The sequence below is a fragment of the Streptomyces neyagawaensis genome (genome assembly GCF_023516595.1).
GTDB lineage: Bacteria > Actinomycetota > Actinomycetes > Streptomycetales > Streptomycetaceae > Streptomyces > Streptomyces neyagawaensis.
Genome location: NZ_JAMGBG010000010.1, coordinates 1 through 25,346 on the forward strand (window position 1 = coordinate 1; position 25,346 = coordinate 25,346).

General features: G+C 71.1%; 20 protein-coding genes and 4 pseudogenes. 10 read left to right on the forward strand and 14 right to left on the reverse strand.

All coding sequences use genetic code 11. The features are described from left to right. Positions 1 to 936: sugar ABC transporter ATP-binding protein (locus tag M8J73_RS05050; protein ID WP_249828293.1), on the reverse strand; the 936-nt coding region annotated here is incomplete at its 3' end. A gap of 140 nt (positions 937 to 1,076) precedes the next feature. Continuing rightward, positions 1,077 to 2,258, reverse strand: a complete 1,182-nt coding sequence (locus tag M8J73_RS05055; RefSeq protein WP_055540969.1) for an ROK family transcriptional regulator — start codon at positions 2,256 to 2,258, stop codon at positions 1,077 to 1,079. 453 nt (positions 2,259 to 2,711) lie between these two features. Here M8J73_RS05055 and M8J73_RS05060 point away from each other — a divergent pair, with 453 nt between their 5' ends. Further along, entirely contained in the window at positions 2,712 to 5,285 is a 2,574-nt protein-coding gene (locus M8J73_RS05060; protein WP_157873251.1) for a WD40 repeat domain-containing protein, read from the forward strand. Continuing rightward, positions 5,282 to 6,502: a WD40 repeat domain-containing protein gene (locus tag M8J73_RS05065; protein ID WP_157873252.1), complete on the forward strand. Its 1,221-nt coding sequence runs from the start codon at positions 5,282 to 5,284 to the stop codon at positions 6,500 to 6,502. Before M8J73_RS05060 ends, M8J73_RS05065 begins: the two co-directional genes overlap by 4 nt. A 7-nt stretch (positions 6,503 to 6,509) precedes the next feature. Here the strand turns inward: M8J73_RS05065 and M8J73_RS05070 are convergent, their stop codons facing one another. From M8J73_RS05070 to M8J73_RS05090, 5 genes are all read right to left on the reverse strand, one after another. Then, positions 6,510 to 7,187: a GntR family transcriptional regulator gene (locus tag M8J73_RS05070; protein ID WP_055540972.1), complete on the reverse strand. Its 678-nt coding sequence runs from the start codon at positions 7,185 to 7,187 to the stop codon at positions 6,510 to 6,512. 182 nt (positions 7,188 to 7,369) lie between these two features. Then, positions 7,370 to 8,320, reverse strand: a complete 951-nt coding sequence (locus M8J73_RS05075; RefSeq protein ID WP_055540973.1) for a beta-ketoacyl-ACP synthase III — start codon at positions 8,318 to 8,320, stop codon at positions 7,370 to 7,372. A 150-nt stretch (positions 8,321 to 8,470) separates the two neighbouring features. Continuing rightward, positions 8,471 to 8,608: an MFS transporter small subunit gene (locus tag M8J73_RS05080; RefSeq protein ID WP_169797899.1), complete on the reverse strand. Its 138-nt coding sequence runs from the start codon at positions 8,606 to 8,608 to the stop codon at positions 8,471 to 8,473. Next, positions 8,574 to 9,908, reverse strand: coding sequence for an OFA family MFS transporter (locus tag M8J73_RS05085; protein ID WP_055540974.1), 1,335 nt, complete (start codon positions 9,906 to 9,908; stop codon positions 8,574 to 8,576). The genes M8J73_RS05080 and M8J73_RS05085 overlap by 35 nt, the downstream gene beginning before the upstream one ends. Positions 9,909 to 10,010: 102 nt before the next feature. After that, positions 10,011 to 10,721 (reverse strand): hypothetical protein, encoded by a 711-nt coding sequence (locus tag M8J73_RS05090; protein ID WP_055540975.1) that lies wholly within the window; start codon positions 10,719 to 10,721, stop codon positions 10,011 to 10,013. Between the two features lie 210 nt (positions 10,722 to 10,931). Here M8J73_RS05090 and M8J73_RS05095 point away from each other — a divergent pair. The 3 genes and pseudogenes from M8J73_RS05095 to M8J73_RS45185 all read left to right on the forward strand — a co-directional run. Further along, positions 10,932 to 11,065 (forward strand): annotated as a pseudogene (locus M8J73_RS05095) (2Fe-2S iron-sulfur cluster-binding protein); the annotation flags it as partial. Between the two features lie 28 nt (positions 11,066 to 11,093). Further along, entirely contained in the window at positions 11,094 to 11,996 is a 903-nt protein-coding gene (fdhD, locus tag M8J73_RS05100; protein WP_249828294.1) for a formate dehydrogenase accessory sulfurtransferase FdhD, read from the forward strand. Between the two features lie 165 nt (positions 11,997 to 12,161). Further along, positions 12,162 to 12,491, forward strand: a pseudogene (locus M8J73_RS45185) (DUF4158 domain-containing protein); the annotation flags it as partial. A 7-nt stretch (positions 12,492 to 12,498) separates the two neighbouring features. Here M8J73_RS45185 and M8J73_RS05110 read toward each other — a convergent pair. From M8J73_RS05110 to merT, 3 genes and pseudogenes are all read right to left on the reverse strand, one after another. Beyond that, positions 12,499 to 13,314 carry a sulfite exporter TauE/SafE family protein gene (locus M8J73_RS05110; protein ID WP_249828295.1) on the reverse strand — a complete coding sequence of 272 codons (816 nt, stop codon included), beginning with the start codon at positions 13,312 to 13,314 and terminating at the stop codon, positions 12,499 to 12,501. A gap of 130 nt (positions 13,315 to 13,444) precedes the next feature. After that, positions 13,445 to 13,543: pseudogene (locus tag M8J73_RS44680) on the reverse strand (YnfA family protein); the annotation flags it as partial. A 170-nt stretch (positions 13,544 to 13,713) separates the two neighbouring features. Continuing rightward, positions 13,714 to 13,923 (reverse strand): annotated as a pseudogene (gene merT, locus M8J73_RS45875) (mercuric ion transporter MerT); the annotation flags it as partial. A 408-nt stretch (positions 13,924 to 14,331) separates the two neighbouring features. Here merT and M8J73_RS05115 point away from each other — a divergent pair. Both M8J73_RS05115 and M8J73_RS05120 read left to right on the forward strand, forming a co-directional pair. Further along, positions 14,332 to 16,254, forward strand: coding sequence for a sialidase family protein (locus M8J73_RS05115; RefSeq protein ID WP_055543380.1), 1,923 nt, complete (start codon positions 14,332 to 14,334; stop codon positions 16,252 to 16,254). A 10-nt stretch (positions 16,255 to 16,264) separates the two neighbouring features. Further along, entirely contained in the window at positions 16,265 to 17,503 is a 1,239-nt protein-coding gene (locus M8J73_RS05120; protein ID WP_249828296.1) for a DUF5005 domain-containing protein, read from the forward strand. On the opposite strand, the gene M8J73_RS05125 is transcribed toward M8J73_RS05120, so the two are convergent. Continuing rightward, positions 17,442 to 18,482, reverse strand: a complete 1,041-nt coding sequence (locus M8J73_RS05125; RefSeq protein WP_079055286.1) for a bile acid:sodium symporter family protein — start codon at positions 18,480 to 18,482, stop codon at positions 17,442 to 17,444. The two genes, M8J73_RS05120 and M8J73_RS05125, sit on opposite strands and share 62 nt — an antisense overlap. A gap of 145 nt (positions 18,483 to 18,627) precedes the next feature. Here M8J73_RS05125 and M8J73_RS05130 point away from each other — a divergent pair, with 145 nt between their 5' ends. Both M8J73_RS05130 and M8J73_RS05135 read left to right on the forward strand, forming a co-directional pair. After that, positions 18,628 to 19,503, forward strand: coding sequence for a LysR substrate-binding domain-containing protein (locus M8J73_RS05130; RefSeq protein WP_055543126.1), 876 nt, complete (start codon positions 18,628 to 18,630; stop codon positions 19,501 to 19,503). A 307-nt stretch (positions 19,504 to 19,810) separates the two neighbouring features. Further along, entirely contained in the window at positions 19,811 to 21,637 is a 1,827-nt protein-coding gene (locus M8J73_RS05135; protein WP_249828297.1) for an AMP-dependent synthetase/ligase, read from the forward strand. A gap of 40 nt (positions 21,638 to 21,677) precedes the next feature. On the opposite strand, the gene M8J73_RS05140 is transcribed toward M8J73_RS05135, so the two are convergent. Further along, the gene (locus M8J73_RS05140; protein ID WP_055536726.1) at positions 21,678 to 22,454 is read right to left on the reverse strand and encodes a hypothetical protein; all 777 of its coding nucleotides are present in this window, start codon (positions 22,452 to 22,454) and stop codon (positions 21,678 to 21,680) included. 231 nt (positions 22,455 to 22,685) lie between these two features. On the opposite strand from M8J73_RS05140, the gene M8J73_RS05145 reads away from it, so the two are divergent. Beyond that, positions 22,686 to 23,522 (forward strand): aldo/keto reductase, encoded by an 837-nt coding sequence (locus M8J73_RS05145; RefSeq protein ID WP_055536725.1) that lies wholly within the window; start codon positions 22,686 to 22,688, stop codon positions 23,520 to 23,522. Between the two features lie 123 nt (positions 23,523 to 23,645). Here the strand turns inward: M8J73_RS05145 and M8J73_RS05150 are convergent, their stop codons facing one another. Both M8J73_RS05150 and M8J73_RS05155 read right to left on the reverse strand, forming a co-directional pair. Next, positions 23,646 to 24,563 (reverse strand): class I SAM-dependent methyltransferase, encoded by a 918-nt coding sequence (locus M8J73_RS05150; protein ID WP_055536724.1) that lies wholly within the window; start codon positions 24,561 to 24,563, stop codon positions 23,646 to 23,648. 108 nt (positions 24,564 to 24,671) lie between these two features. Beyond that, entirely contained in the window at positions 24,672 to 25,265 is a 594-nt protein-coding gene (locus tag M8J73_RS05155; RefSeq protein WP_055536723.1) for a dihydrofolate reductase family protein, read from the reverse strand. Positions 25,266 to 25,346: the final 81 nt, after the last annotated feature.

Sequence of the window (25,346 nt, forward strand, 5' to 3'; positions counted from 1 at the left end):
GCGGGCGCCGTAGATCGTCTCCAGGATCTCGGAGCGTCCGGAGCCGACGAGTCCGGCGAGGCCCACGATCTCCCCGGGCCGGACGTCGAGGTCGAGGGCCTCGAACTCCCCGTCACGGGCGAGCCCCCGCACCTGAAGGACGGGCGCGGTGGCCTCCGGCGGCGGGGCGGGCGGCCGGTCCGGGAAGACGTACTCGACGTTCCGTCCCGTCATCAGCGCCACCACCTCGCGGGTCGGCGTCGACTTGGCGGGCAGTCCGCCGGCCACGGCCCGGCCGTCCTTCAGTACGGTCACCCGGTCACCGATCCGGCGGATCTCCTCCAGCCGGTGCGAGATGTAGACGACGGCGACCCCGTCGGCGGTCAGGTCCCCCACGATCCTGAACAGGTTGTCGACCTCGTCGGGGTCGAGGGCGGCGGACGGCTCGTCCATCACGATGAGGCGTACGTCGTGGGAGAGCGCCCGCGCCATCGAGACGATCTGCTGCTGGGCTGCGGAGAGTTCACCGACGAGACGCGCCGGATCGATCTCGGGGTGCCCGAGGCGTTTGAGCAGGGCGGCGGTCGAGGCGCGTGCCGCCTTGCCGCGGACGACGAATCCGGCGGCGGTGGGCTCGTGCCCCAGATGCACGTTCTCGGCCACGGAGAGGTGCTCCACCAGATCCAGTTCCTGGTAGATGGTCGCGATGCCCAACCGCATGGCGGCGATCGGCGACTTGAGGGTGACGGGCTCCCCCCGCCAGCCGATGGTGCCGCCGTCGGGCTGGTGAGCGCCCGCGAGCACCTTGATCAGGGTGGACTTGCCGGCGCCGTTCTGACCGAGCAGGCAGTGGACCTCCCCCGCCTGCACGTCGAGGTCGACGCCGTCGAGGGCCCGGACGCCGGGGAACGACTTGGTGATGCCGGACATGGTGAGCAGCGGTAATTCTGGTGCCATGAGTTCCCCTTGGCGGGCGTGCGGGCCGGTTGCAGGGCGAATCAGCCTGCGGGGCAGGCGCGTTCAGGCAGAGCAGGGTGGGGCAGGGCTGAGCCGGGCAGAGCAGGGCGCTGTGCTGGTGATCGCTCCGTACGGGGCGGTTACGCGGGTGAGAACAGGTGGTCGCTGATGAGGCGGGCCGCGCCGATGACTCCGGCGGTGGGCCCCAACTCCCCCAGCACGATCGGCAGGTTGCCCGTCGCGAGGGGCAGGGACTGGCGGTAGACCTGGGTACGGATGGCGGCGAGCAGGGTGTGGCCGAGGCCGGTCACCCCGCCGCCGATCACCACCAGGCCGGGGTTGAAGAAGCTGACGAGTCCGGCGATGACCTGGCCGGTGCGGTTGCCGCCCTCGCGTATCAGGTCGAGGGCGGTGGCGTCACCGGCGGCGGCCGCGGCGGCGACGTCGACGGCGGTCAGGGTGCCGTTGGTCTCCAGCCGGGAGGCCAGCTCCACCGAGAGGCCCTGCTGGGCGGCCTCCTTGGCGTCGCGGGCGAGCGCGGCTCCGCTGAAGTGGGCCTCCAGGCAGCCCCGGTTGCCACAGGCGCAGGGGCGGCCGTCCGGTACGGCGAGGATGTGGCCGATGTCGCCGGCGCTGCCCGTCGTACCGCGGTGGACCTCGCCGCCTGCGACGATGCCGCAGCCGATGCCGGTGCCTATCTTGACGCAGAGGAAGTCGCCCACGGAACGGGCCACGCCCGCGTGCTGCTCCCCCATCGCCATCAGGTTCACGTCGTTGTCGACCATTACCGGGCAGCCGAGTTCCTGGCTGAGCGCCTCGCGCACCGGGAACCCGTCCCAGCCGGGCATGATCGGCGGGGCCACCGGGACGCCCTCGGGAAAGCGGACCGGTCCGGGGACGCCGATGCCGGCGCCGTCGAACCCTTCCGCGAGCCCCGAGGCCCTCAGCTTGGCGGCCATGGAGAGGACCTGTTCGAAGACGGCGACGGGGCCGTCCCGGACGTCCATGGGCTGGTTGATGTGACCGAGGATCTCCAACTCGGCGTTGGTGACGGCCACGTCGATCGAGGTCGCGCCGATGTCGACGCCCAGGAAGCGGAGCCCGGGGGCGAGCCGGATGTTGTGCGAGCGCCGGCCGCCGCGCGAGGCGGCGAGTCCGTCGGCCACGACCAGACCCGTCTCCAGCAGCCGGTCCACCTCGACGGCCAGCTTCGACCGGGAGAGGTCGACCCGGTCGCCGAGCTGTGCGCGGGAAGCGGGTCCGCCGTCCCGCAACAGCTTCAGCAGCCGTGCCTGATGCGCGTTCGCGGGACGAGCCGTCATCCGTCTCACGAGCCCCTCCCCGCTCAACCGGCCTGTGTCGCGCTGGGTTCCGGCCACCTCGGTGTGGCTTGCTTTCGCAGGGAACGTAGCAGCGGTCACCACGACTGGGAAGAAGTTGCGCGGAGATTGCCGTCAACTTTCTCCACTCACAGGACAAAGAAGCGTCCCGTTACCGCCACATCTCGGACTCACATGATCACAGAGCCGTATATCCGCCCAGGCCAGGGCGGTTTGCTTTGTACGGCGCCTCGGACGGGTATACGAAACCGGCATGGACACAGCGACGGCCTCATGAGACGCCACGGCTCGCGTGAACGGAATCGGTGGGGTCTTCGGTGGGGCCGGAGCCTTCCGTGGGGCCGGAGCCTTCCCTGGGGCCGGTCCCGCCCGCACACGCTGATCGCCGAGGGCACCGGTTCCATCGTCGCCGGGCGCGACATCCACCACGCCACCGTGTACATCGGGACGGGCGGGGAGAACATCGCGGCACAGGACCTCAGGGCCCTCGCTTGGCACGAGCGGATCAAGCGGGAGCGGGCCTCCACCGAGCGGCAGCGCGAGGCGTTCGCACGGCACTTCCTGCCGAAGGCCAGGGCCTCGGTCCGGACGGACGAGGACACCTGGGACTTCACCGGACGGCGGGAGGCACTGCGCCGGATCGTGACCTGGCTGACCGACCCGGCTGACAACCGCCGGGGCCTCGTCGTCTCGGGCGGCCCGGGATCGGGTAAGACGGCTGTCCTCGGACTGATCGCGTCCCTTGCGGATTCCCGCCACCACGAGCACGTGCCCTTGGACCGGGTCGGTGTCTCCGAGGAGGCCCTCCCTCCCCGGAACAGCTTCACCACGGTGATCCACGCGGCCGGGCTGAAGGCGGAGACGATCGTCGACGCCGTCGCCCACGCCGCCCGCCGCTCGACGGCGTCGGCCCCGGTCGTCCTCATCGACGCGGTCGACGAGACCGACAAGCCCGAGCTGCTGGTCGACGAGGTCCTGAAGCACCTGCTCCTCGACGGCTCGGTACGCCTCCTCCTCGGCATGCGCACCGAACTGGCCACCCGTCTGCGCGACTTGTGCGACATGGTCGACCTGGACGGCGACTTCGCCGACCCGGAGGGCCTGCGGCGCCACGTCGAGCACGTCCTGCTCCAGGCGACCCGGGACAGCCCGTTCCGGCGGGCGCCCGCGGGGACGGTGTCCCGGGTGGCCGAGGGGGTCGCCCAGGTGGCCGAGCCGTCGTTCCTGGTGGGCCGGCTGCTGGCCCGGATGCTCGCCGCCCGCGCGGAACCGCCCGAGCTCCGCCCGGGCTGGGAGACCGAACTGCCGCGTCTGCCGGGGGAGATCCTGGAGCGGGACCTGACCGAGCGGCTCGGCCGGGAGCGGGCCGAGCGGGCCCTGGACCTGCTGCGCCCGCTGGCCTTCGCGGAGGGCAACGGCCTGCCGGACGAGGACATCTGGGCGGGCCTCGCCGGCCGGATGGCGGGGCGCCGCTACGACTACGACGACGTGCTCTGGCTGCGCGAGCACGTGGGGAGCTACGCGGTCAGGTCGACGGACCAGGGGCACACCGTCTACCACCCCCACCATCTGTCCCTCGCGGAGCATCTGCGCACGGTGCCGGATCCTCAGGCGGTGCACCGGTGCTTCGTCGACTACCTCGTCGACCACACGCCGGTACGCGCCGACGGAACCCGTGACTGGCGACGGGCCAGCTTCTACACCCATGCCTACCTCGCCACCCACATCGCCAAGGCCGGCGGCCACCCCGTCCTCGACGAGCTGATGCTCGACCCGGCGTACCTGCTCGGCGCGATCCCGTACCGCCTCCTCGGGGCGCTGGACGGTCACCGGTTGCCCGCCGACCGGGACGTGTCGGAGGTGCGGGCGGCGATCAACGCCTACCGGCAGGCCGCCGCCGACTTCCGCCGTACGGAGCCGGAACTGCGGCCGGCGGCGCTCGACCTGGCGGTGCGCACCCATGACGCCCGTACCCTCCGGGCCCGGATGCCGCCCGTGCCCGACACCTCGCCCTGGAAGGCCCGCTGGGTCGACCTGCGCCCCCGGCGCAGCGGCTACACCCTCACCAAGCTCTCCGGCGAGGTCACCCGCATGTCGGCGTTCCGGTACGGCGGCGAGCAGTATCTGGCGGTCGTGTCCGACGCCGGCGAGATCGAGGTGTGGAACGTCGACGCCGACCGTCCGGTCATCAGGGGCACCATCACCCGGGGAAAGCACATCACCGGCCTGGACACCGCGGTCGGGAACGGTCACGTGTACATGGCGACGAGCAGCGCGAGGCGGGTCCAGCTCTGGGATGTGTTCGGGGGCAACCGGGCACTCGGCGGCTGGTCCGTCGGCCATGCGGCCTCGGACAGTGAGACGAGTGCGGTGGCGTTCGCCGAAGTCGGGGGCGAGCCGCGGTTGTTCTGCATGACCGACGACGGTCTCCTGCACCGCTACGACGTGGTGGGGGCGACCCAGCTCCCTGCCCTGCCCATGGACCGCGCATGCGATTTCATGAGAAGCAACGCGACCGTCGTCGTCACCCCGGTCGGGGGACGCCCTCGGGCCGTCGTGAGCGCCTGGAACGGCCTCCACCTCATCGATCTGGAGACCGGCCGCAGCGAGCGTCGTTCCGGAGGCAGCGGCTACGCCAGGGGCATTCAGGTCATCCCCGGAACGGATCCCCCGCAGTTCCTGGTCGGCAAGGACAACCACACGGTCTTCCGGGTCCATCTGGATCGTGCGCCGCAGCAGCTCCGCACGAGCCCCGAGTCCGTCCGGGACGTCGATGTGTGGGCGAGGGGCGGTGACACCTTCGCGATCGCGGGACACGACTACTGCGACCAGCCACTGGAACTCTTCTCGCTGACGCGGCCGGGCCTGTCGGTCTGCGACTTCTACGACCTGCGCTCGGCCGTGAGCCAGGTACGCGTCCTCGAACTGCGTCACGGCCATGTGGTGATAGCGGCCGGTCAACGTTCCGGCGCCGTCAGGATCTGGGACTTCCCCGAGGTGCCCGAATGAGTCGAGAAACGGAACAGCCCGGTGAACCGATCGCCGTGCACACCACGGAACACGACGGCCGCCGGGTCGTGGTGGTCGTCCACCCCGACCACATCGTCCTACGGGACTGCTCCGACGGGCAGGTGATGGCCAGGCACCGCGCGCCGTACGAGCCCGAGTACACCGCCTGCGTGTCCCACCACGGAACGGCGCTGCTCATCGTGAGCTCCTACGACAAGGTGTTCGCCCTCGACCTGAGGAACGGAACGGACGCGCCCGTAGGCTCGTGCGACTCGTACGTCACAGCTCTCGCAGCCCGATGCCAGGGCCAGAAGCTCCTGGTGGCGGTGGGTGAGCGATCAGGGTCCGTCCGTGTCTTCACCCTCGACGCGGACCCGGAATGGTCCTCCACGACGGTCCCCGCCCATCAGAACAGGGTCCTCTCGGTGTCCCTCGGCCTCGTCCGGGGACGGCCGTACGTCGTCAGTTGCGCGGACGACTCGACGGTGACGCGCACCTCTCTCGGCACGAAGCCCTCACGCAGTCTCTGGGAGCTTCGCTGGGAGGAGGACACGCAGTCCTCGACCGGTTTCTCGTGCGGCTGGATGCCTCATGGCACCGCCTATCCCTTCAACCTCAACGAGGCGTTGCACAAGCATGTCTGGAACCCCGACGCACAAGCTTGGCTGGGCGCTCTCGAGCAGCGCAGGGCAGCCGTGCGGGAATGCCTTCTGGTCGAGACGGGACGTGCCTCGCTCGCCCTCGTCACCGGCAAGGACGCACTGCACACCATGATGACCCTCGGGGTGGTTCCGCAGCCGCGGACCCTGCCGTCCAAGACCCTCGCCTTCGCCGTCCCGGGGCGGCTCGCGGCCGCCCACCCGATCCGTCGGGGCCTACGGCTCGCGTTGCTCCAGGGATCCGCCGTGCACATCGCCGACCTGCGGTTGATCCACACGTGGCACTGGGTCAACCGCGTCTTCAATCTCCTGGCATTCTGCGGCTGGTTCCTGCTGATCCGCAGTGAGCCGCTGGCCTGGTTCCTGCTCCCCATGGCGCTGTCGATGGCATTCCAGGCATTCGAGAGGCCGACCTTGAGCGGTATCGACAGCCGGCCGCTCGCTGACATCGATCTCCACGGCGAAGTCATCGACGTCGACTTCGCCGGCCCCGACGCCCTGGTGGCCCTCAGCCATCGCGGCACAGCCACCTTCGACCTGTCGGGCACTGAATCCTGACCCGGCGCTACGGCCGAGGGCGGTCGTGGTACGTCTTGCGGGTGTGCTCCGTGTGTGCCCGCATGACCTCCGTCGCCCGCTGCTCGTCGCGGGCCGAGATCGCCGCGATCAGTTCGCGGTGTTCGCTCCAGGACTGGTGGCCGCGCTGCCGGGCGACCGGCGTGTAGTACCAGCGGACGCGGCGGTCGACCTGGGCGGCAAGTTCGGCGAGGACCGTGTTGCCGGCGAGTTCCATGACCTTCGCGTGGAAGCGGGCGTTCAGTGCGACGGTGGCGTCCACGTCGTCCGCCTCCACCGCCCGCTCGCCCTCCGCGCAGAGTTCCGTCAGCGCCGTGATCCCCGCCGTACCGGCGTTCGCCGCGGCGAGGCGGGCCGCCTCCGCCTCCAACAGGGTGCGGACGGTGAGGAGTTGGTCGGCCTCCTCCTCCGTCGGCTCGTGCACGAACGCGCCCTGCGCGGGCCGCAGCTCGACCCAGCCCTCGGTGTTCAGCCGCTGGAGGGCCTCGCGGACCGGCTGCCGGGACACCCCGAGGTGGCCGGCGAGTTCACTCTCGACCAGGTGGTGGCCGGGGCGCAGGGCGCGGGTGGTGATCAGTTCGAGCAGGGCCTCGTAGACGCGGTCGCGCAGCGGGCCGGGACGTTCCAGCCTGGGGACGGCCCCGTGCGGCAGTCCGGTCGACAACATCGGGTCCCCTTCCAGAGCACCACTGGGTGTACCGCACGCGGAAAGCCAACGGCCCGTACTGGAAGTCGAGGTCAACTGCGAGGTCGACGGCCAGTATGGATTGTCCTTCGTCTACAGTCCACGAGCCCCATTGGCCAGGGAGTTGACGCGTCTGTCTCGTCACATCACCACCAAGGCGGTGCTCAGGGGCAGCGGACGACCTGTCCGGCGTACGACAGGTTGCCGCCGAAGCCGAACAGCAGCACGGGGTCGCCGGTGGAGATCTCGCCGCGTTCGACGAGCTTGGAGAAGGCGAGCGGGATGCTCGCGGCCGAGGTGTTGCCGGACTCGGTGACGTCCCGTGCGACGACGGCGTTGACGGCGCCGATCTTCTCCGCGAGGGGCTCGATGATGCGCAGGTTGGCCTGGTGGAGGACGACCGCGGCGAGGTCGGCGGGGGCAAGGCCGGCCTTCTCGCAGGCGACGCGGGCGATGGGCGGCAGTTTGGTGGTGGCCCAGCGGTAGACGCTCTGCCCCTCCTGGGCGAACCGTGCGGGCGTCCCCTCGATCCGCACCGCGTGGCCCATCTCGGGCACCGAGCCCCACAGCACCGGCCCGATGCCGGGCGCCCCGGCGGCGGGGTCGGCCGCCTCGACGACCGCCGCGCCCGCACCGTCCCCGACGAGCACACAGGTCGTGCGGTCGGTCCAGTCCGTCACCTCGGACATCTTGTCGGCACCGATGACGAGCGCCCGGGTGGCCCCGCCCGCGCGGACGGCGTGGTCGGCGGTGGCGAGGGCGTGGGTGAAGCCGGCGCAGACGACGTTGATGTCCATGGCGGCCGGGGACGGGATGCCGAGCCGGCGGGCGACCCGGGCGGCCATGTTCGGGGAGCGGTCGACGGCCGTGGAGGTGGCGACCAGCACGAGGTCGATGTCGGCGGCGGTGAGGCCGGCCGTCGCGAGCGCCTTGGCGGCGGCGTGCGCGGCCAGCTCGTCGACGGGTTCGTCGGGTCCTGCGATGTGCCGGGTGCGGATGCCCACACGGGTCGTGATCCACTCGTCACTGGTGTCGACCATGCCCGCCAGGTCCTTGTTGGTGAGCACCTTGGCGGGCTGGTAGTGGCCGACGGCGGCGATGCGCGAGCCGATCATGGGTGTTCCCCCTCATAGCCTGTGGTCAGCGGGATTCACCAGTCTGCGCAGTGACCCACGGGTAGGGGGGCGAGTGAGGCGACAGTAAAGACGAACCCATCTTGTGGGCTTCTGTCAGACTCCTGGACATCCACGTACTCGACCGAGCGGTCATGCGGTGAACAGCTGCGTGGCCTTTCGTACGAGTTCGTACAGTCCGTAGGCGAGCGGTACGCCCACCCACAGCCAGGCGAAGACGATCAGCGGGCGCCGGTCAGGCTGATTCGGGCTGCTGTCGCTGGACGGCATCGGCGGCCTCCTTCGGGGCGGGGATGTGGAAGCGGGGGTGCACGGGCCGGACCAGTTCGTTGGCGACGAAGCCGACGACGAGCAGGCCGATCATGATGAAGAAGGACATGCCGTAGAGGTCGGGGCCGCTCTTGCCCGCCTCTTCCTGGCGGTCGGCGATCCAGTTGACGATCAGCGGGCCGAGGACACCGGCGGTGGACCAGGCGGTGAGCAGCCGGCCGTGGATGGCGCCGACCTGGTAGGTGCCGAAGAGGTCCTTCAGATAGGCGGGGATCGTGGCGAAGCCGCCGCCGTAGAAGGAGAGGATGACCAGGGCGCAGACGATGAACAGCGGCTTGGAGGAGTCGCCGAACTGTGCGATGAGCAGGTACATCAGGGCGCCGACGCCGAGGTAGACGCGGTAGATGTTCTTGCGTCCGATCAGGTCGGAGGTCGACGACCAGGTGATGCGGCCCGCCATGTTGGCCGCCGACAGGAGCGCCACGAAGCCGGCCGCCGCGCCGGCCGAGACCGGGGTGGAGGACTCGGCGAAGAAGTCCGTGATCATCGGGGCGGCCTTCTCCAGGATGCCGATGCCCGCGGACACGTTCATGCAGAGGATGACCCACAGGCACCAGAACTGCGGGGTGCGGATGGCGTCGCGGGCCGAGACCTGCGGGCCCTCGAAGGCGCTCGGTCCGCTGTCGACGGGCTTCTCGCCGCGCGGCACCCGCACGAGCAGCACCCCAAGGGTCATGAACACGGCGTACGACAGTCCGTGGACGAGGAAGGCGACGGCGATCCCGGAGGAGTCGGCGCCGAAGGACTCCAGCATCTGCGCGGACCACGGTGAGGCGATCAGCGCGCCACCACCGAAGCCCATGATGGCGATGCCGGTGGCCATGCCGGGCCTGTCAGGGAACCACTTGATCAGGGTGGAGACGGGCGAGATGTAGCCGATGCCGAGGCCGATGCCGCCGACGAAGCCGTAGCCGAAGACGATCAGCCAGTACTGCTCGGTGGCCGCGCCCAGGGAGGCGATCAGGAAACCGGAGGAGAAGCAGATCAGGGCCACGGTCATGGCCCAGCGCGGCCCGTTGCGCTCGACGAGCGTCCCACCGAACGCGGCGGACAGCCCCAGCATGACGATGCCGAGCTGGAAGGGCAGCGCGCTCTGCGTGCCACTGAGGCCGAGCGCGGATTCGAGCGGCGGCTTGAACACGCTCCAGGCGTAGGCCTGTCCGATGGAGAGATGGACGGAGAGGGCGGCGGGGGGAACGAGCCAGCGGCTCCAGCCCACGGGCGCGACGGGGGGACTCATGATCCCGGACGGTAGGGAGTGACGGGGGAGTTGAGAAGGCGGCACGTCGACCGTATGCGATGAACGGTATGCGACGCGCGCCGAACGGTCGTGCGGGACAGCTCAGTCGGTGAAGTCGTCCGTCAGCACACACCCGTCGACCTGCGCGGGCGCGGTGCTCATGTCGCCGACGGGCTCGAAGTTCGGGTTGCAGTTGAGGACCAGCAGGAACGACGAGGACAGCTGCCGCACGGAGTCGGGGTCCGGCGCGATCACGGCGAAGTCCTTCCCGATGGCGAAGCCGCCGTCGATGCCGGCGCTCGGAGACTTCTCGATCCGCTCGGCGATGTCGGCGCGGTAGGCCTCCTGGAAGGTCTTCATGCCGTCCGTCCCGGTCCAGAAGACACGGATGTGGCTGTCGCCCGCGTCGTCGCAGGTGCCGCGGAAGCGCACGCCCCAGCTCTCGTCGAACTTCTCGTCCATGGGGTAGTAGCGGGTGTCGGCCGGGTCGATGCTGTACTGCTCGCAGGTGGTGAACCGCTGCAGGTACTCACCGGCCGCCATGACCGACCCGGACTCGGGGAGGTTGTCGAGCATGAGCTTCTGCCGCGTGGTCAGACCGCCCGGCAGATCACTCGTGGCACCTCCGTTGCGCTGGCCCGGCACGCCGGAGGAGCCGTCATCGCCCTCGGCCTGTTCCTCGCCGGTTCTCTCCGCGCCCACGCGGTCGAACGGGCTCTTGCCGCCGGCCTGTTCCCCGTCGTCGCATCCGGTCAGGGACACCATCGTCACAGCCGCGACCATCATGGCCGCCAAGTCGCGTGTCACACGCATGCGTTCACCCCGTTGATCGTTCTCGCCCGCGAACCTTAGGACATGGACATGTCCGAGGCCAAAGCCGAGGGGGCGTCCGGGGGCGATCGGTTCCCGTCATGGCAGGTGGAGGTCGAGGGCGCGAGGACCCTCGTCCCCGCCTGGTCCCGCCGCGCCGAGCCTCGCCGGATGGATCAAGGAGTACGAGGCGGAACCGGACCGCTTCGGCCCGGACGCAACCTCACGCTCCACGTGCAGGACAATGAGATCGTGAAGGTCACCTCGCCGCACGACAACCGGTGACCCGCGGCAATCTGTGCATCAAGGGCCGCTTCGGCCACCAGCGCGTACAGAACCGGGTCTGATCGGCACCGGTCGGGACAGGGGCAGGACATGGGACGAGTCACGGAACGACGCAAGGTGATCCGCATCCGGGACGGGGCGGTCTCCTCACGCCCGGACACGCTCGTCGCCGAGGAGCCACTGGAGATCCGCCTCAACGGCAAGCCCCTCGCGATCACCATGCGCACCCCCGGCGACGACTTCGCGCTCGCCGCCGGGTTCCTGGTCAGCGAGGGCGTGCTGGCCGAGAAGTCCGACCTGCAGAACATCGTGTACTGCGCGGGCGCCACGGATGGGGGCACCTCCCGCGCGAGCGCAGCCGAGCGTGGGGGAGGCTCCAACACGTACAACGTGGTGGACGTGCGGACGAGCTCCGGGGTGGTGATCCCGGACATCACCCTCGAACGCAACGTGTACACCACGTCGTCCTGCGGGCTGTGCGGCAAGGCGTCCCTGGACGCGGTCCGTACGACGGCCCGCTGGCCCATCGACGACACCCACGGCGGTGACGCTCCCCCGGTCCGCCTCGACCCCGACCTCCTCGCGGGCCTCCCCGACCGGCTCCGCGCGGCCCAGCGGGTCTTCGACCGGACCGGGGGCCTGCACGCGGCGGCCCTGTTCACCGAGGACGGTGAGCTGCTCGACGTCCGGGAGGACGTGGGCCGGCACAACGCGGTGGACAAACTGATCGGGCGGGCCCTCCAGAACGGGTCGCTGCCCCTGTCACGGGCCGTGCTGCTGGTGTCGGGGCGGGCCTCCTTCGAGCTGGCGCAGAAAGCGGTGATGGCCGGGATCCCGGTCCTCGCGGCGGTGTCGGCGCCGTCGTCACTGGCGGTGGACCTGGCCGCCGAGACGGGGCTGACCCTCGTCGGCTTCCTCCGGGGAGCCTCCATGAACGTGTACGCGGGAGAACACCGGATCGCCCTGCGGGCCACGGCCCCCCGGAGCGGCTGACCGGACCGGCTCCCCACGACAGGGATCCGCCGGTTCAGCCGCCGGGTACGCGTCGCTCCGCCACTGGTGCGTCGCCGGGTGCGGGCGGGTGGGGGCTTGTCGCGCCCGCGCGGCGGAGCCGCATGTGTCACCGCCCGCGCCCCTGAAGGGGACTGGGCCTCGGGTGTGACGCTTCGTGCCGGTGAGTTTCTGACTGATGAGCAGGCCGAGGCGTACGGGACGTTCACGGAGGTGCCCGCACGCCCGGAGCTGGAGCGGTTCTTCTTCATCGACGATGACGACCGTGATCTGATCGCGCTGCGTCGTACGGACGCGCACCGGCTGGGCATGGCGGTGCGGATCTGCGCGGTCCGCTACATCGCCCGGTTCCTCGGGGAGGATCCGCTCGCGGAGCCGTGGAAGGTCGTGGAGTACCTGGCCGAGCAGCTCGGCGCCGAGGACGCGGCTTGCGTGAAGCGATGCGCCGAGCGCCGCAGGACACCGTACGAGCATGCGGCGCGGGTCAGTCGTGGCGGGCGAGCTTGTACGCGGAGACGAGCAGGATCACGGCCAGCACGGGGATCAGGACCGCATCGGGGAACACCCCCAGCAGCAGCCCGCCCAGCACCGCGCCCGCGACGGAGCCCGCAGCAAGGACGAGCGCGAAGCGGCGGTTGGCGCCCAGGACGGCGAAGCTGCCGTCACGGCTGTAGCGGGCGAACGCCACGAGCATCGTGGGCAGGGAAACCAGCAGGGACAGGCTCCCGGCGGTTTTGATGTTCTCCCCGAACAACAGCACGATCGTGGGGATCAGCAGCTCGCCACCGGCCACGCCCATGATCGCCGCGACCACACCGATCCCGAACCCGGCCACCACCCCGGCGGGCACCTGCGCCCACGGCGGCGGATCGAGGGTGCCGAACGTGGTGGTGTGGGTGACGACCAGGGCGGCGGCCATGAAGACCATCAGGGCGACGAGGACCTTGTAGAGGGTGGCCGACCGCATCCGCACCGCCCACGAGGCCCCCGCCCACGCCCCCAGCAGACTGCCGGCCAGCAGGTTGACCGCGACCGGCCAGCGCGCTGCGACGTCAGCGGCCGGGATCGCCGCCAGGCGCGCGGGCAGCGCGGTCAGCACCACGACCAGGCTCATCGCCTTGTTCAGGATGACCGCCGAGAGCGCGGCGAACCCGAACAGGCTGATCAGCAGCGGCAGGCGGAACTCCGCCCCACCCAGCCCGATCATCCCGCCCAGGACACCAATGGCCGCTCCCGCGCCGAACACGACGGGGGCCGAGTGCGTGGCACGCGGCGGGACGAGATTCTGTTCGGTGTTCATGGCGGGCATCCTCGCCGGTAGCGGTGCCCGCTCTCTACGGCCCGGCCTCACCTTGAGGGAAAGCCACCGGGCAGCCGCCTTCGATTCGTCCGGACCTCCGGGAAGGCCGGGTGAGCACCCGGTGCCGGGATCAGTGGCTGCGCGGGGCGTACATGATCACAGCCATGCCGGCGAGGCAGACCAGCACCCCGATGACGTCGAAGCGGTCGGGGCGGTAGGCGTCGGCGACCTCTCGAACAGAGCGGCGAGGACGAACGGGGCAACGGAACGAGCGACAGTCATACCGTCGGCCCCTACCGGCGGCCAGGGCCGCCGATCTTCAGCGGGTCGGCGGACGTCTTGCAAACCGCACCTGCCCTGACCTGCCGTCTTCGGCGAGCAGGAGCAGGATCGGCGGCGCTGGCTGTACCACCAGGTGCCGGCGGCGAGCACGGCCAGGGCGACGGCGACGGCGGGCAGCCGGCCCACCACCGCCCCCGCGCCGGCGTCGACGACTCCGGCGGTGATCAGGACGGGCAGCGCGCAGCAGGCCACGCGGACCAACGCGGCAAGTCCCCCGAGCGCCTTCGGGGCGCGGTGAGGGCGGGGGTCAGCAGCAGGGGCCGACATGGCGGTTCTCCCTCGCCGCCAGCCCGGTCAAGGCGAAGGTGGAGCGGCTGCGGCCTCGACAGCGAGGTCAGCCACTCGGCGAACAGTGCATCCCACTCCGCGACCCGCAGGGGCCGCTCCTCCGTGGGCAGGGCAGGGTGCAGGACTGCGGCACCCACGCAAGATCACTCATCGCGCTCACTCCTGTCGTCACGTCCCCGGCGGCGGGGACACATCCGACGGTAAACCTGTACCTAGGTACCGGTTGCAAGTACGCACCCGCACCCCCGAGCCATCAGGCCCCCGCCTGACACACCACCCGCACGGTTCTTGTCGGCCCCACCAACCCCCCGTACCGTCTGTGGCCGGACATCGGACATGGGACGTCCGACGTCCCCTCATCCGGACGCATGAAGGGCTGGCCGCACCGTGCCGTCGAGTCTTCGCGCACGTCTCAGATCCACCCTCACCGCCGTACTCATCCCCGTACTCACCGCCGCACTCACCACCACCGCACTCCTCGCCCTCCCCCACCCCGCCGGAGCGGAGGGCCGACCACGGACCGGCGCCACCGAGTTCGAGCAACAGGTTCTGTTCAAGGCGTCCCAGGACCCCGGGTACGCCTGCTTCCGCATCCCGGCGATCGTGCGGAGCACCGCCGGCACCCTGCTGGCCTTCGCCGAGGGACGCGTCCTGAACTGCGGCGACGCGGCCGACATAGACCTCGTGCTGAAGCGGTCCACGGACGGCGGCCGCACCTGGGGCCCGCTCCAGGTCGTCAACGAGGGCGCCGGCGACACCCACGGCAACCCCGCCCCCGTCGTGGACCGGGACACCGGCCGCATCGTGCTGGCGGAGACCTACAACACGGGCCGTACGGACAGCGCGAGCTGCGACGTTCCCTGTGATCGCACCCCGCACCTCCAGTACAGCGACGACGACGGACTGACCTGGTCCGAGCCGCGTTCGCTCGCCGAGCAGATCCGCCCGGCCCACTGGAACTCCTGGTACGCCACCGGGCCGGTGCACGGCATCCAGCTCACCCGGGGCCCGCACGCGGGACGCCTGGTTTTCGGCGTGAACGCCGAGACCTGGGCGGACGGCCGGGTCTCCGCCAACCACGCGGCGCTCGTCACCAGCGACGACGGCGGCGAGAACTGGCGGATCGGCGCCACCGACACCTGGCCGATCGCCACCGACGGAACGTTCCGGCAGAAGCCGTCGGAGCTGACACTCACCGAACGCGCCGACGGCTCTGTCCTGGTGAGCGGGCGCGAGCAGGACGGCACCGACCTCGGGCACCGCAGCCAGACGGTCAGCCGGGACGGCGGTCGCAGCTTCGCCTCCCCGTTCCGGGCGCTCCCGGACCTGTACATGCCCCAGGTGCAGGGCTCCGTACTGCGGCTCGGCGACCGCATGCTCCTGGCCGGGCCCGCCGACCCGGACCGCCGCCGGACCATGGCGATCCGCTCCTCGTACGACGGCGGCCGCACCTGGGAGAGCGTGGACCGGGGCACGGTCGTCACCACCGACTGGTCCGGCTACTCGGATCTGGTGCGGATCGACCGCGGCACCGACGGCAACGATGTCGTGGGGCTGCTGTACGAGGGAGGTGCCGTCGACGCCCGCGACGAGATCCGCTTCGCCCGGTTCACGGAGGACTGGCTGAAGCCGCGCCGGGGCCCCGACCCGACGACTCCTGACCGGGCGCCCGGCGGCAGGCGCGCCGCCGTGCTCGGTGGTGCGCGGCCCACCGACGGGGCGTTCGGGGGCGCGATCGCGTTCGACGGCGCCGACGACGCCGTACGGCTGCCGTACCGGTCCCGACTGCCGCTCCACGACAAGGAGTTCACCGCCTCGCTCTGGTTCCGGTACACGGCGGCCACCGGGGAGCATCCGCTGCTGTGGATGGGCGGGGTCGGGACCACGCAGCCCCAGGTGTGGGTGCGCGGTGAACCGGCGTCGGGGAGGCTGACCGCGCTGATGACCGTGCGGGACGGGGCCGCGCCGCCCAGGACCGTGTCGGTGCGGTCGACGGGCGCGTACAACGACGGGCAGTGGCATCACCTGGCGCTGCGGCGCGGTGGCGGGCAGCTGACGCTGTTCGTGGACGGGACACGGTTCGCCGTCGGCGACGTCGCCGGATCGGTCAGCAGGAACTCCCCGTTCGGGGTGCATCTCGGGCAACGCGTCGACAGCCGGGTCCACTTCACCGGGGCTCTCGACGAAGTCCTTGTCGTCGACCGGGCGTTGAGCGACGACGAGGTGACCGGTCTGCGGGCCGGGGACACGGCCGCGCGGCGCGACGCGATCCTGTGGCTGCCCATGGACCGCGTGGACCGGGGCCACTAACGTCCCTCCCGTGCCCGACGACGCGGGAGCACGACGGCGGACGGGGGCGGGACCGGTCATCGTTCTGGCACTGGTCCTCGCCCTCGCTGCCGTGCTGCTCACCGCCCTCCCGGACGACGACCGGGAGGGCGGCCGCACCTGCACGGCCCGCACCGTCCGCGACTGGGACCCGGACGAGCCGCTGACCGGTGAGTTCGCCCGCTACGGCGACGACGCGACCCGCACCGACGACTGGACCGGCGGCGACGGCACCCACTCGGTGCGCCTGCCCGACGGGCGGGTGCTGTGGCTGTTCTCCGACACCTATCTGGGCCAGGTGCACGCACCGCCCAACCCGGTCGGCGAGTCCGTGGCCTGGCGGGACGTCGCGACGCCCCTCGTGCGCAACTCGGCCGTCGTCATGTCGGCCTCGGGCCGGCTGGAGTCCACCCTCCCGGCCCCCGTCTTCCCGGACCCCGCCCCGGGGCAGTGGCGCTGGCCGGTGGCCGCCCGGGTCGAGCCCCGCTCCCCCGGCTCCGCCGAGAAGGTCGTCCGGGTGCTGCTGTGGACGCGTACGGCGGGTCAGGCGCCCTGGATCTACGGGGTGCCCACGGCCACCGAGGTGGCCACACTGTCGCTGCCCGCGCTGCGGCTGGAGGGGGTCAGGACGGTCCTCGACCAGGCGTCGGTCGCCGCTCCCGCCCGGCGGGTGCTGTTCGGGACGACGGCCGTCGACGCGGGCGACTGGACGTACGTCTTCGGCGGCACCGACGCCCAGGCCGCGTCCCGGCCGACCTCCCACGCGTATGTCGCCCGGGTGCCGCGCGGCAGGCTGGGGGAGCCGGGCGCGTGGGAGTACTGGGACGGCTCGCGGTGGGCGGTGCGGGGGCGGCCCGCGGCGGTGTTGGGCAACGGGGAGGACAAGGGTGTCGGCAGCGCCTTCAGCGTCGTCCGGGACGGGCGCACCTATGTGCTGTTCACGATGGCCGCCGGGACCGAGGGCCTGACGACCGTCACCGCGTACTGGGCCTGCTCCCCCACCGGGCCCTGGCACGGGCCCACGAAGGGGTTCGGCCCGCCCCTGCCGAGGGACGGGGTCGCGGCGTACAACCCGCAGGCGCACGAGGCGGTCGGCGGCGACGGTCGGCTGGTCCTCAGCTACGACGTCAACTGGCTGGACGCGAACGCGGCGGCGGCTCAGCTGAACATCACGCGGAATGTGTCCCTGTACCGACCTCGGTTCGTGTCGCTCCGTCTCGCCCCTCCGTGACCTCCGCCTCCTCGGGGTCGTGCGAGCGGCGCTTGGCGATGACCGCGCAGACCATGAGCTGCATCTGGTGGAACAGCATCAGCGGGAGCACGGCGAGGGACGCCTCGGCGCCGAAGAGGACGCTCGCCATGGGCAGTCCGGAGGCGAGGGACTTCTTGGAGCCGGCGAACTGGATGGCGATCCGGTCGGCCCGGCCGAAGCGCAGGAGCTTCGCGCCGTACCAGGTGAGCGTGAGCATCACCGCGAGGAGCACGGCCTCGACGACCAGCAGTCCGCCGAGCCGCAGCGGGCTGACCTGGCTCCAGATGCCGCGCACCATGCCCTCGCTGAACGCGACGTAGACGACGAGGAGGATCGAGGCGCGGTCGACGAGACCGAGGATCCGCTTGTGCCGGGTGACGAAGCCACCGATCCAGCGGCGGGCGAGCTGTCCCGCGACGAACGGCACGAGCAGCTGGAGCACGATCTTCCAGAGCGCGTCGGCGGAGAAGCCGCCCACGCTGCCGCCGAGCAGGCTCGCCGCGAGCAGCGGGGTGATGACGATGCCGGCGAGGGAGGAGAAGGAGCCCGCGCAGATCGCGGCGGGAACGTTCCCGCGGGCCATCGAGGTGAACGCGATCGACGACTGGATGGTCGACGGGACCAGGGTGAGGAAGAGCAGCCCCGTGTAGAGGGAGTGGCTCAAGAGCACCGGTTCGAGGCCCCGGGCGGCCAGGCCCAGCAGCGGGAAGACGACGAACGTGCAGGCCAGGACCGTGACGTGGAGCCGCCAGTGTTTCAGGCCGTCGAGGGCCTCACGGGTGGAGAGCCGGGCGCCGTAGAGGAAGAACAGGAAGGCGATCGCGGCCGTGGACGCGCCGGAGGCGACCTCGGCGGCCGCGCCCCGCGCCGGGAGGAGCGCCGCGAGGCCCACCGTCCCGAGCAACAGCAGGATGTAGGGGTCGATCGGCATCCCACTGGGCCGGCGCAGGCGTTTCACGGTGCTCCACGTGCTTTCGATCGGAGGTGTTCGGCGGGGGCCGGAGAGCCCCTGTCCATGGTCCTCTCCCACCCCGTGATCGGGAATCCGTCATACGGCTCTGACAGTCATCGTGTTTCGTGATGACCGGGGTAGGGTGCGCCTCATGTACGACCCCACGCACCTGCGGACGTTCCTCGCCGTGGCGCAGACGCTGAGCTTCACGCAGGCGGCGCGGCGGCTGGGGTTGCGCCAGTCCACGGTCAGCCAGCATGTGCGCCGTCTGGAGGACGCGGCCGGGCGGCAGCTGTTCACCAGGGACACGCACTCGGTGGAGCTGACGGAGGACGGCGAGGCGATGCTGGGGTTCGCGCGCCGCCTGCTGGAGGTGCACGAGCAGGCGACGGCGTTCTTCACCGGGACCCGGCTGCGTGGCCGGCTGCGCTTCGGCGCGTCGGAGGACTTCGTGCTGACCCGGCTGCCGGAGATCCTGGAGGGCTTCCGGCACGACCACCCCGAGGTCGACCTGGAGCTGACGGTCGAGCTGTCCGGCACGCTCCACGAGCGGCTGGCGGCGGGCAAGCTCGACCTGGTGCTGGCGAAACGGCGCCCGGAGGACCCGCACGGCGAGCCGGTCTGGACGGACCGGCTGGTGTGGATCGGCGCGGAGCGGCTGCGCCTCGACCCCGACCGCCCGGTGCCGCTGATCGTCTACCCGCCGCCGGGCATCACCCGCGCGCTGGCCCTGGAGGCGCTGGAGCGGGAGGGCCGCGCCTGGCGGGTGGCCTGCACCAGCGGCAGTCTCAACGGCCTGATCGCCGCCGCCCGCGCGGGCCTCGGCGTGATGGCTCATTCGCGTCGTCTGGTGCCCCCCGGTCTGGTCCGGGTGCCCGAGCGGGCCGGGCTGCCGGAGCTGGGCGAGGTCGACTTCGTGCTCGTGCACGGACGGCGGCCGGGAGCGGCGGCGAGCGCGGCGGACGCGCTGGCCGCGGCGATCCTCTCCGGCGGCGACCGCCTCCACGGCGGGGCCCACGGGGTGTGACGGACCGGTGCTCCGCTGCGCTGGAACTGATGTCGGTCCGTGTGGCCGCAGCCGCCGGGGCCGGACGTGAAGCGGCGCGACCCGGCCCCGGCGGCGGCCGTAATCGGGTCGTACAGATTCCGTGGAGATTACGGTGGCGAAACCTACTGTGCCGTAAGGGATTTCGCCCCAACTCTTCCCGTCTGCACACATTTTCGGTTACCCGCTCGTACTGATCTTGGCGATTCGTCCCCTCCGTTTCCCCTCCCATCCCGGCTCCCGGTGAGGTAGCTTTCACGCGCTGTGCGGAGCGCCATGAGGAGCGGGTTTGCGCGAGTTCACCAACCCTCCGTTGGCGTCGGCGCCGCCGGTGGGCGGTCTGGCCGACGTCGTCTTCGAGTACGCCCAGGAGGACCCGACGTACATCGCGCTCGGCCGCAAGGACGAGCGGGGCGAGTGGCGCGACGTGACCTCCGCCGAGTTCCGTGACGAGGTGCTGGCGCTGGCCAAGGGCCTGCTCTCCCAAGGGGTCCGGTTCGGCGACCGGGTCGCCATCATGTGCCGCACCCGGTACGAGTGGACCCTGTTCGACTACGCCCTGTGGACCATCGGCGCCCAGGTCGTCCCCGTCTACCCGACCTCCTCCGCCGAGCAGGTCTTCTGGATGCTGTACGACTCCCAGTGCACGGCCGCGATGGTCGAGCACGAGGACCACGCGATGACCATCGCGACGGTCATCGACCGGCTGCCGCAGCTGCGCCGGCTGTGGCAGCTGGACGCGGGTGCCGTGGAGGAGCTGTACGAGTCGGGCGCGCAGCTCGACGACGAGGTGGTGCACCGGCACCGGCGGGCGGTGACCCCTGAGTCGGTCGCGACGATCATCTACACCTCCGGCACCACGGGCCGCCCCAAGGGCTGTGTCATCTCCCACGCCAACTTCATGGTCGAGGCGGACACGGTCATCGAGCGCTGGGCGCCGCTGTTCAAGTCCCGCAGGGGCCAGGAGCCGGCGACCCTGCTGTTCCTGCCGCTCGCGCACGTCTTCGGGCGGATGGTGCAGGTGGCGGGGATCCGGGGCAAGGTGAAGTTCGGGCACCAGCCGCAGCTCAGCGCGGCCGTGCTGCTGCCGGACCTGGCCGCCTTCAGGCCGACGTTCTTCCTCGCGGTGCCGTACATCTTCGAGAAGGTGTTCAACGCGAGCCGGCGCAAGGCCGAGCGGGAGGGCAGGGCGGGCCCGTTCGAGAAGGCCGTCGAGGTCGCCGTGAAGTACGCGGACGCGATGGAGGCGAAGGCCTGGGGCATCGGGCCCGGCCCCACGGCGGGTCTCAGGATGCAGCACCAGTTCTTCGACAAGGTCGTCTACGCGAAGATCCGGGAGGCCATGGGCGGCCGGATCAAGTACGCGATGTCCGGCGGCTCGGCGATGGACCGCCGGCTCGGCCTGTTCTACGCGGGCGCCGGCATCCACATCTACGAGGGGTACGGGCTGACGGAGTGCACGGCGGCCGCGACGGCGAACCCACCCGAGCGCACCCGGTACGGCACCGTCGGCCAGGCCATCCCGGGGATGACCGTGCACATCGCGGACGACGGCGAGGTGTGGCTGCGCGGCCCCAATGTCTTCCAGGGCTACCTCAACAACCCCAAGGCCACCGACGAGACCCTGCACGACGGCTGGCTCGCCACCGGAGATCTGGGCGCCCTCGACGAGGACGGCTATCTCACGATCACCGGGCGCAAGAAGGAGATCCTGGTGACCTCGGGCGGCAAGAGCGTCTCCCCGGCGATCCTGGAGGAGCGGGTGCGGGACCATCCGCTGGTCGCCCAGTGCATCGTCGTCGGCAACGACCGGCCGTACATCGCCGCGCTCGTCACGCTCGACGCGGAGGCGGTCGAGCACTGGATCCAGATGCACGGCAAGCCGAAGCTGTCACCGGCCGACCTGGTGCGCGACCCGGAGCTGGAGACCGAGGTGCGACGGGCGGTGGTCGCCGCCAACACCCTCGTCTCGCAGGCCGAGTCGATCCGCACGTTCCGGATACTGGCGCACCAGTTCACCGAGGAGCAGGGTCTGCTGACGCCGTCGCTGAAGCTGAAGCGGAAGGCGATCGAGAAGATGTACGCGAAGGAGGTGGAGGCGCTGTACCGGGCGTGAGAGCACCGGGGACGCGCCCGCCCTCCTTCGCGCACCCGGGTCAGACCAGCTGGTAGCCCCGCATGTTCCGCAGCAGCATGTGACAGTTCCGCAGGGAGCCCGAGGTGTCGCCGAGGGAGCGGTAGATGCCCCACTTGGGGCGCAGCCGGTCGGCGAGGAAGGTGTCGACGCCGCTTCGGGAGACGTCGATCAGTGTCGTCGAGCCCTTCTTGAGGATCCAGCGCACCGAACCCGCCGAGCCGTCGCCGACCTTGACCTGGATGTCGACATCGGTCCAGGAGTCGTGCAGGGGCGCCAGGTCGGTGCGGCCGACCAGGATGTCGTCGATGGGCAGCTTCAGCTCGATGGTCTGCGCCCCGTTCACCCGGCGCAGGGACTGCACCACGAGCGGGGAGGTGCCGTTGCCGGGCTGCTTCATCTGCATGATGTGGGTGAAGCTGGTGGTCGCCTTGAGGGAACTCGGCAGATACATCTGGTAGGTGACCCGCCAGGTCTGCCCCTCTGTCCAGCGGAGGAAGCCGCTGCCGGTGCGCAGGCCGGTGACCTCCTGGCGCTGTCGGTCGGTGGAGGTGTCCCGGTCGACGGTGTGCATGTCGAACCGCCAGGTGTCGCCGGTGGCGCGGATGTGCGGCCCGCCGGCGGTGTGGGAGTCGGCGCGGTCGTCCTCGATCGTCTCGAAGGCGCGGAGTCCGTCCGCGCTCGCCGAGGGGGACCACTTCAGCTGCCAGGAGGCGGCGTGCGCGGTGGCCGGCAGACCGAGGGCGGCGGCCGTGCCGCCGAGTGCGGCGCCGAGGAGGGTCCTGCGTGTGGGGGTCATGGCCATCCATTCACGTACGTGACCGGCTTTCAGTGATGTACGTCGAGCGCCGGCAAGACTTCCCGCGTGACGGTGTTCGGTCAATGGTCCGGACCGATAACGTAGAACCGTCGGATCCATTTCCGGCCATTCTGCGATTCGGTGCGCGTGCGAGCCGCTCAGGAATGCATCGCGTGCCGTGATCGTTGACGATGGGAAGCACCAACCGACGACTTTAAGGATCGAGAGCTCGTGAGCAGCAAGGTCCCCCCGATCATCCTGAACAACGGCGTCGAGATGCCCCAGCTGGGCTTCGGCGTCTGGCAGGTGCCGGACGACGAGGCCGAGCAGGCCGTCGGCACGGCGCTGGAGGCCGGCTACCGCAGCATCGACACGGCCGCGATCTACGGCAACGAGCGGGGCACCGGCAAGGCGCTCGCCGCCTCCGGCGTCCCCCGCAAGGACCTCTTCGTCACCACCAAGCTCTGGAACAGCGACCAGGGCTACGACGCCACGCTCCGCGCCTTCGACGAGTCGCTGGACAAGCTCGGCCTGGAGTACGTGGACCTGTACCTGATCCACTGGCCGGTCCCGGCCCGCGGCACCTACATCGACACGTACAAGGCGTTCGAGAAGCTGTACGCCGACGGCCGCACGCGGGCCATCGGTGTCTCCAACTTCCTTCCGGAGCACCTGGAGACGCTGATCGAGGCGACCGACGTCATCCCGGCGGTCAACCAGATCGAGCTGCACCCCCACCTCCAGCAGCGCGCCTCCCGCGAGTACCACGCGGAGCAGGGCATCGCCACCGAGGCCTGGTCGCCGCTCGGCCAGGGCAAGGGCCTGCTGGAGGTCCCGGCGATCATCGCCATCGCGCAGAAGCACGGCCGCACCCCGGCCCAGATCGTGCTGCGCTGGCACCTCCAGCTGGGCAACGTGGTCATTCCGAAGTCGGTGACCCCGTCCCGCATCAAGGAGAACATCGAGGTCTTCGACTTCTCCCTGGACACCGAGGACATCGCCGCGATCAGCGCGCTGAACGAGGACCGCCGCATCGGCCCCGACCCGGCGACCTTCGACATGGCCTGAGGCATGGCCTGAGGCTCGCCGACGTCGGCCCTGCCGCCGACGCCGACCGACGAGACCGCCCGCCGGAGATGCTCCGGCGGGCGGTTTCGTGTGCCACGGGCGCCCACCGCCCCTTTGCCCGTGTCACGCGCGGGCGAGGTGGACCGTGTGGGCCGCGAGGACGAACACATCGGGGCGGTGGTGGAGGCTGGCCTTGTCGTCGGGGTCCAGGAGCCGGTCCAGTGTGGAGAGGTCGGACGGGTCGAGGTGGTCCGCGTACTCCGCGAGGGTCTCCCGGCGCCGCCGGAAGGTGGTGAGGGCGTGGGCGCGTGCCGCCTCCGACGCCGGGGCCGGCAGGTCCAGCAGGAAGGTGCGGGAGATCGCGCCACGCAGGCCCGCGGCGGTGAGCAGGCCCGGCCAGTCCTCCGCCTCCTCGACCGTGCCGGGCAGGGCGGCCCGCATCTCGCCGAACCAGAGCTCCTCGACCGCGTCGAGCCGGGACTGGAGTCCGGGGCGGCCGATGCCGATGTCCCGGGGCAGGAACCGCGTGGGCAGCCCGCCCTCGACGAGCGCCAGCACCCCGCCCGGGGCCAGCCGTTCGGCGAAGGCGGCGACGCCGGCCCGCTGGTCGCCGAGGTGGTGCAGGCTGCGGCTCGCCCACAGCACATCCACGGGGTACTCCAACTCGGCCAGCCCCCCGGGGAGGTCCGCCTCCAGGGTGGCGAACCGGTCGGCCACGCCGAGGCGTTCCGCCCGGGACCGGGCCCGCTCCAGCAGCGGCCCCGAGCCGTCCACGGCGACGATCCGGGCGCCGGGGAACGTGTCGGCGAGCAGGGTGCTCACCACACCCGGACCGCTGCCCGCGTCGACGACGAGCCCGGGCTCCGGTTGCCGCTCGGCCACCCAGGCGGCGGCCTGGCGGTTCAGCGGCGCGAACAGCTCCGCCTGCTCCTCCAGGTGCTCGGCCAGCTCGGCCCAGTCGATGTCGGTGTGGTCGTGACGCCCGTGCCCCTGACCGTGGCCGTGCCCCTCGCCCTGGCCGTGCTGGTGGTGGTGTCCCATGGTGGTGAGCCTCTCTTCCGGTTGCCGTCAGCCTGCGCCGACGCACCACCGAACGGCAATCTCCCTTGCCGTAACGGCAAAATCTCCGGACTTGGCGCTCTCCGGGCGTCAGCCCTTGTCGGCGGCCCGGTAGACACAGACGTTCACACCCGTGGGGCTCGTGACCGTGGAGACCAGCTTCAGGGTGTGCTTGGCGCCGCCGTCGGGGAAGATCGTCTTTCCGCCGCCGAGGACGACCGGCATGACCATCAGCCGCAGCTCGTCGACGAGGCCCTCGTGCAGGAGGGTCCGGGCGAGGCCGGCGCTGCCCATGACGAGCAGGTCGCCGCCTTCGCTCTCGCGCAGCTTGCGGATGTGGGCGACGGCTTCCTCACCGGGGAGGCGGGTGGTGTTCCACGTCAGCTCGTCGTCGCCGAGGGTGCTGGAGACCACGTACTTGGGGAGGGCGTTGATCCGGTCGGCGAAGGGGTCACCGGCGCGCTCGGGCCAGGCCCCGGCCATCGCCTTCCAGGTGCGGCGCCCGTACAGCAGCGCGTCGGCCGCGCGCAGCGCCTCGTCCCAGGCCCCGCCGACCACCTCCGGGTCGAAGAACTCCTGCGTCCAGCCGCCGTGGGCGAAGCCGCCGTCGGTGTCCTCCTCGGGGCCGCCGGGGGCCTGCACGACGCCGTCCAGGCTCATGAACTCGGTGATGACGATGCGCATGGGGTGGTCTCCTCGTCCGCTCCGGGGGTTACGGCGATGAAGACCGGCGTCCCGTCCGGAACTCATCGCCGTACCCCACCC